The 5,750-nt window shown below is 73.6% G+C and carries 5 protein-coding genes; 2 read left to right on the forward strand and 3 right to left on the reverse strand.

The window, feature by feature from the left end; translation table 11 throughout:
- Positions 1-43 precede the first annotated feature (43 nt).
- Positions 44-1,369, reverse strand: coding sequence for a serine hydrolase domain-containing protein (locus ACWGIU_RS27340; RefSeq protein WP_453710089.1), 1,326 nt, complete (start codon positions 1,367-1,369; stop codon positions 44-46).
- 230 nt (positions 1,370-1,599) lie between these two features.
- Here ACWGIU_RS27340 and ACWGIU_RS27345 point away from each other — a divergent pair, with 230 nt between their 5' ends.
- Positions 1,600-2,061: a MarR family transcriptional regulator gene (locus ACWGIU_RS27345; RefSeq protein WP_453710091.1), complete on the forward strand. Its 462-nt coding sequence runs from the start codon at positions 1,600-1,602 to the stop codon at positions 2,059-2,061.
- A 279-nt stretch (positions 2,062-2,340) separates the two neighbouring features.
- Here ACWGIU_RS27345 and ACWGIU_RS27350 read toward each other — a convergent pair whose 3' ends face one another.
- Complete coding sequence (locus tag ACWGIU_RS27350; RefSeq protein ID WP_453710093.1) at positions 2,341-3,558, reverse strand: aminotransferase class I/II-fold pyridoxal phosphate-dependent enzyme; 1,218 nt, start codon at positions 3,556-3,558, stop codon at positions 2,341-2,343.
- Positions 3,559-3,780: 222 nt separating this feature from the next.
- Complete coding sequence (locus tag ACWGIU_RS27355) at positions 3,781-4,353, reverse strand: TIGR03086 family metal-binding protein (RefSeq protein ID WP_453710095.1); 573 nt, start codon at positions 4,351-4,353, stop codon at positions 3,781-3,783.
- 205 nt (positions 4,354-4,558) lie between these two features.
- Here ACWGIU_RS27355 and ACWGIU_RS27360 point away from each other — a divergent pair, with 205 nt between their 5' ends.
- Positions 4,559-5,407: a methyltransferase domain-containing protein gene (locus ACWGIU_RS27360; protein ID WP_453710097.1), complete on the forward strand. Its 849-nt coding sequence runs from the start codon at positions 4,559-4,561 to the stop codon at positions 5,405-5,407.
- Positions 5,408-5,750 lie beyond the last annotated feature (343 nt).

Raw genomic sequence — 5,750 nt, forward strand, 5'->3', positions numbered from 1 at the left:
GCCGCTCCGATGCCCCGGTGCCCGGCGTAGAGGTGTCGTGGTGTCAGACCGTGGGGAAGTCGAGGCCGGTGTAGATCTGGTTGAGGAGGGTGGGCAGCATGGCCTGGGCCGTGGTCCGGCCGTCGGGCGACAGGGTCAGGTTCGTCCAGACGACAAGGGTGACGTCGTTGTCCGGGTCGTGGCCGATGAAGGAGTTGAAGCCGGGGAGTTCCCCGCCGTGGTAGTACATCGCCGCGTTCGGGCCGAACTTCTGGTGCGTGATGCCGTAGCCGTACTTCTGGCCGTCGGGCGCCGCCGGGTCTTCGGCCTGCGGGCTGTCCAGCCACTGCCGCTGGGTCGCGGGGGCCAGGACCTTGCCCGTCACCAGCGACTTGATCCAGGTGGCCAGGTCCTGCGCGGTGGAGATGGCTCCGCCGGCGGCGGTGGCGTAGGAGGGGTTCTGGTGGGTGCGGTCGACGGGTGCGAGGCTGCCCGCCTCCGCCGCCTCGCGCAGGGAGGCGGGGTAGGGCTCGTCGACCAGGGCGTAGGCCGTGCTGCCGTACATGTAGCCGTGCGCGTAGGGCTCGGCGAGGGACCGGTCGTGGATGCCCGGCAGTGACGTCCCGGCGAGCCCGAGCGGGGTGAACAGGCGCTCCCGGAACTGCTGGGCGAGGGGACGGCCGGCGGCCTTCTCGGCGACGAGGCCCAGCAGGGCGAAGTTGGTGTTGGAGTACTCGTAGTCCGTGTCCGGCGCGAAGTTCGGGGGCCGCCGGAAGGCCATGTCCAGGACGTCCCGCGGGGTGTAGGCCTTGCCCGGGTCGGCGTCCAGGGCGGCGGCGAGTTCCGGTGCGTCGGTGTAGTTGTAGAGCCCGCTGCGCATCTTGAGCAGTTCGGCGACGGTGATGTTCGCGCCGTTCGGCACGTCCGCGACGTACTTCGACACCGGATCGCTCAGCCGCAGCTTGCCGTCCTGGGCGAGGAGCATGATCACCGCTGCGGTCATCGTCTTGGTGTTGGAGGCGATACGGAAGTGGTCCCGGGCGTCCGGCGGTTCGGCCTTGCCCCTCTCGACGGTGCCGACGACGGCCCGGTAGGTGCCCTGCGGGGTGCGGAGCAGCACCATCGCGCCCGGCACCATGAGCTTCTTCGCCACGCGTTCCACGGAGGCCTGGAAGGCGGCCGGATCGATGTGCTTCAGCGCCGAGGTGTCGGGGGCGGGGGTGGGGGCGGGTGCACCGGCCGTGGCCGAGGGGACGCTCACCGGTGTGGGTGACGGGTCCGCGAGGGGCAGGGCGGTCGATCCGGGGGCGAGGGTGCCGCCCGCGAGCAGGAGGGCCACGCAGGGCGCCAACAGGGCCGGGGGGCGGTGGATCGCTCGGGAGGTCTTCATGCGCGTATCACGACCGTTGCGCTCGGCCCCCGACGCGGCTGGAACCACAAAATTTTATCAGGGAAGGCCGCCCCCCACACCCCCGCGGCCCCTCGCCGCGCCCCCGCTCCACCCTTGCGGAGGGGCGGTATCGGGACGGGTTCCGCCGGGGCTGGACCTCAACCGCGGTCGAGTTCATAGGGTCTTGCTCAGCGCACCACACCGCATCATCAACGGGGAGTTGATCCGCAATGGAGTACTCGCACGGCGACGCCGAACTGATCCGCCAGCCCATCGGCTACTGGAGCTGGGCCGCCTACGACGCGGTCGTGAACCGCACCCGAGGCGCGCTCGCCGAGCTCGGTACCACTCAGCCGCAGTGGTGGATCCTGGCCCGGGTCGCCCTGGCGGGGGACGAGAACAGGACCCGGGAGGAGCTGACCGAGACCCTGCGGGGCTACCTCGCGGTGGGCGAGGAGACACTGTCCGAGGAGATGGACACCGTCATCGTCCGGGGCTGGATGACCCAGAACACCGAAGGGCGCCTGGAGTTGACCCCCGAGGGGCGGGAGTTCTTCGACAAGGCCGCGGCCCTGCAGGAGGACCTGCGGGCCGAGCGGCACGCGGGGATCTCCGACGAGGAGTACCTGATCACCCTGAAGGTGCTCCAGCGGTTCGTCCACAACGCGGGCGGCCGCGCCTGGCACCACTGAGCTGCCGAGGGCTCACGCACCGGACCCGGACCCGACCCCGGACCCGGACCCGTTCTCGGGGCGGAGGCGGGAGCCGGGGCAGGAGCAGGGCCGGGGCCGGGAGCGGGGGCAGCGCCGGGGGCGGAAGCGGGGCCGGGAGCAGGCGCGGGTACGGGGGCAGGGGCCGGGCCGGCGGCAGGCGCGGGAGCCGGGGCAGGGGCAGGGCCGGCGGCAGGCGCGGGGGCGGCGGCGTCCGTCCGGTCCCTCATCGCGGAGTCTCCGTTCACCGGGGTCGGGTGGTCAGGCCAGCCCGGCCAGGACTGACCCGAGGAGTTCCAGGGAGTCGCGTACGTGCGGGAGCGCGAGCGGATCACGGGCGGTGAGCGCCGCCAGCCGCTCCTGCGGGGTGGCGCCCAGCAGCGGCCCGGTGGACAACCGCACGCGCAGCGCACCCAGTTCGTCGGCGAACCGCTGCCCGCCGGGCGTGGGTGCGCCGAGCCGGCCGCCGAGCCAGTCCTCCAGTTCCATGGCGTCGCCCACTCCGTGCCGGGCGAGTCCGGCGCGCAGCGGGGTGAGGTCGGCGTACAGGTGCCGGCCGGCCTGCGGGGGCCGGGCGAGGGCCCCGGCCGTGAGCAGCCGCCTGTGAGCGGCGGCGGCCACCACCCCGTGCAGGGCGGCGGCGGCGTACGCGCGCCCTGCGACGGCGTCGGGTTCGTCGAGGACGTGCGCGGCGGCCCCCGCGACGGGGCCGGCGACCATCGCTCCGGTGGCGGTGAGGACGTCGAGGGTACGAGCACGCAGCCAGGTCCCGCGCGGGGTGTCGGGGAAGCGGGCGACGGCGACGGGCCAGCCGGCCGGCAGCATCGCCCCGGACAGGTCGACGAGGACGGCCGCCTGTTCGGGGAGCATCTCGGCCGGGCTCAGGACCAGGGTGTCGCGAGGCCGGTGGACGGTGTCGCGCCAGCTCTCGTCGCTGACGACGAACAGTCCGGCGGATTCGGCGGCCTCGCAGGCCTCGCGCACCATCTCGGGCGGCGGCACGGTGGCGGTGGGGTCGTCGGCGACCGACAGCAGCAGCACGCGCGGGTCACCGCCCTCGGCGCGCACCCGCCGTACCGTCTCCAGCAGGGCGTAGGGGTCGGGTACGCCACCGCACTCGGCCGGGGTCGGCACGTGATAGGCCCGCCGTCCCAGCAACCGGACCTGCGGGGTCCACCAGGCGGGACAGGGCCGGGGCAGCATCACGTCTCCCCCGTACGCCCCGAGCAGGGCCAGGAGCAGCGCGGGGGCTCCGGGTCCCGCGGCCACGTTCTCGGGAGAAGTGGGGAGTCCGCGTCTCCCCCAGTGCCTGCACGCCGCCTCCCGCACGGCGCCCCCGCCGCCCGGTGGCTCGGGGGCGGCGCGTCCCGCGGCCGCCGCGAGGACGGAGACCAGCTCGGGGAGCACGGGAAGGCCTGGCTGGGGGGCGGGTGGGCCGTACCGGACCGGGCCGTGGCCTTCCGCCGCCGTGCGCTGCATCCCCGCCACCGCTTCCCGCCTTCCGCGCTCGCCCTGCCACGCCCGCCGAGCCCAGCGACGCCCCGCCAGACCTGACCTTTATACGATTATTTGCGGTCTTACGCCTGTTGTGCGCGATGTCCCGCCCCGCACGCCGGCCCCTGCGCGTGACCCTTGAGGCCTTCCACCGGCCCTTGCGCACCAGCCCACGCACGTCGACCCCTGCGCGTGGACCCCGGGGCGTCAGCCCGTGCGCCCCACCATCGCGAGGAGCCTGGTCTGCGCGTCCGCGCCCGCCGGGACCTCCACCGGCTCGGCGTACGCGCCACTGGCCGCGAGCGCGTCGGCGTACGGCATGATCTCCTTGATCGAGAACTCGACGAGGCTGTCGGGCAGCCGGTCCACGGCGCCGATGCCGCGGGCGAGGTCCCAGGAGTGCACGACGCAGTCGGCGGTCAGCTCCGAGCAGTACGCCGATCCGAGCGCGGGACCGTACGACAGCACCACGGTCCGGTCCATCGCACCGGGCACGGCGAAGGCGGCGTGCGCGGCGGCCGAGGCCCGGTCCCAGGCCGCGACCGGGTCGTCGCCCAGCACGTCCCCGGAGAACCTGCCCTCCAGCTCCTCGACGGTCCGCCCCTCGGCGACCAGCGGCGGGATCCAGAGCTGCTCCGCGGTGACGTGGTTGACCAGCTCCCGCACGTTCCATTCCGTGCACGGGGTCGGCTCTCCCCACTGGTCGCCGCGGACGTCACGCACCAGCTCACCGAAGAGCCTCAGCGCCTCCGCGTGCCGTTCGAGCAGCGCGTCCGTCATGACCCTCACCGCCCTTCGCCATGGGGATGTATGCCCCTGCAGCCACTCTCCTCGCACCACCATCGACCTGCCACCGCCGCACCCGATCCTCATGGCACACGCCACTTCTGTCCACATGTCAAAGCGGCTATCTCATATGGCGAACCGGTCGTCTACGGTGGGACCAACGCTTCGACGAGGAAGACGAACGAGGAGGGGGCCGGTCGTGAACGCCGCCAGGGGAACCGCCACCGGGGAAGCCGCCAAGGAAACCGCCGTCTACACGCACGGCCACCACGAGTCGGTGCTGCGCTCCCACTGCTGGCGTACCGCCGAGAACTCCGCCGCGTACCTGGTCGGCGAGCTGCGCCCGGGGATGCGGGTCCTGGACGTCGGCTGCGGCCCGGGCACCATCACCGCGGACCTGGCGGAACTGGTGGCGCCGGGCGGCCATGTCACAGCCGTCGACGCCGCCGAGGACGTCCTGGAACAGGCCCGCGCGTACGCCGGGGAACGCGGCCTGGGCGACGCCGTGTCCTTCGCTCCCGCGGACGTGCACGCGCTGGACTTCCCGGACGACTTCTTCGACGTGGTCCACGCCCACCAGGTGCTGCAGCACGTCGGCGACCCGGTACAGGCGCTGCGCGAGATGCGGCGGGTGTGCCGGCCGGGCGGGATCGTGGCCGCGCGCGACGCCGACTACGCGGCCATGACCTGGCACCCGGCCGCGCCGGGCCTGGACGACTGGCTGGACCTGTACCGGCGGGTGGCCCGGGCCAACGGCGGCGAACCGGACGCGGGCCGCCACCTGCGGGCCTGGGCCCGGCAGGCCGGTTTCACCGACGTGACCTCCTCGGCGACCGCCTGGTGCTTCGCCACCCCGGAGGAGACCGCTTGGTGGTCGGCCCTGTGGGCGGACCGCACGCAGGCCTCCGCCTACGCGGCCGTCGCCACCCGCGGCGGCCACACGACGGCCGCGGACCTGACGGCCGTCGCCGAGGCCTGGCACGCCTGGGGCGCGGACCCCGACGCGTGGTTCTCGGTCCTGAACGCCGAGATCCTGTGCCGGGTCTGAGGCGGTAGGGACGCGCCTGAGCCGGCCTGACCTGAAACCGTACGGCATACGGCATACGGCATACGGTTTCAGGTCAGGCTGGACACCGCCACATGCGAGGGCGTGTCGGACGTCGGCCACGAGGGGCGGACCAGCGGCTCCCGGCACCGGTCGGGCAAGCGGTTCGTGCGCTGCATCGACAAGATCAAGAAGTAGGCGGCCGCATCCGGAAGTCGTAGCAACCTCGGCGAGGGTCTCCTCCCCCTCCCGCAGGTCGGGGAGTTCGAAGCCGTCCTCGAAGACCCGGCGGGCCGCCCGCACATGGCCCTCGGCCGCGAGCAGCCGGGCCGCGAGGAGCCGGAAG

The sequence above is a fragment of the Streptomyces sp. NPDC054840 genome (assembly GCF_053611065.1).

Bases quoted from the DNA above. Each gene is read 5' to 3' on its own strand.
- ACWGIU_RS27350 (WP_453710093.1), bottom strand. From the start codon at position 3,558: ATGCAGCGCACGGCGGCGGAAGGCCACGGCCCGGTCCGGTACGGCCCA.
- ACWGIU_RS27340 (WP_453710089.1), bottom strand. From the start codon at position 1,369: ATGAAGACCTCCCGAGCGATCCACCGCCCCCCGGCCCTGTTGGCGCCC.
- ACWGIU_RS27355 (WP_453710095.1), bottom strand. From the start codon at position 4,353: ATGACGGACGCGCTGCTCGAACGGCACGCGGAGGCGCTGAGGCTCTTC.
- ACWGIU_RS27345 (WP_453710091.1), top strand. From the start codon at position 1,600: ATGGAGTACTCGCACGGCGACGCCGAACTGATCCGCCAGCCCATCGGC.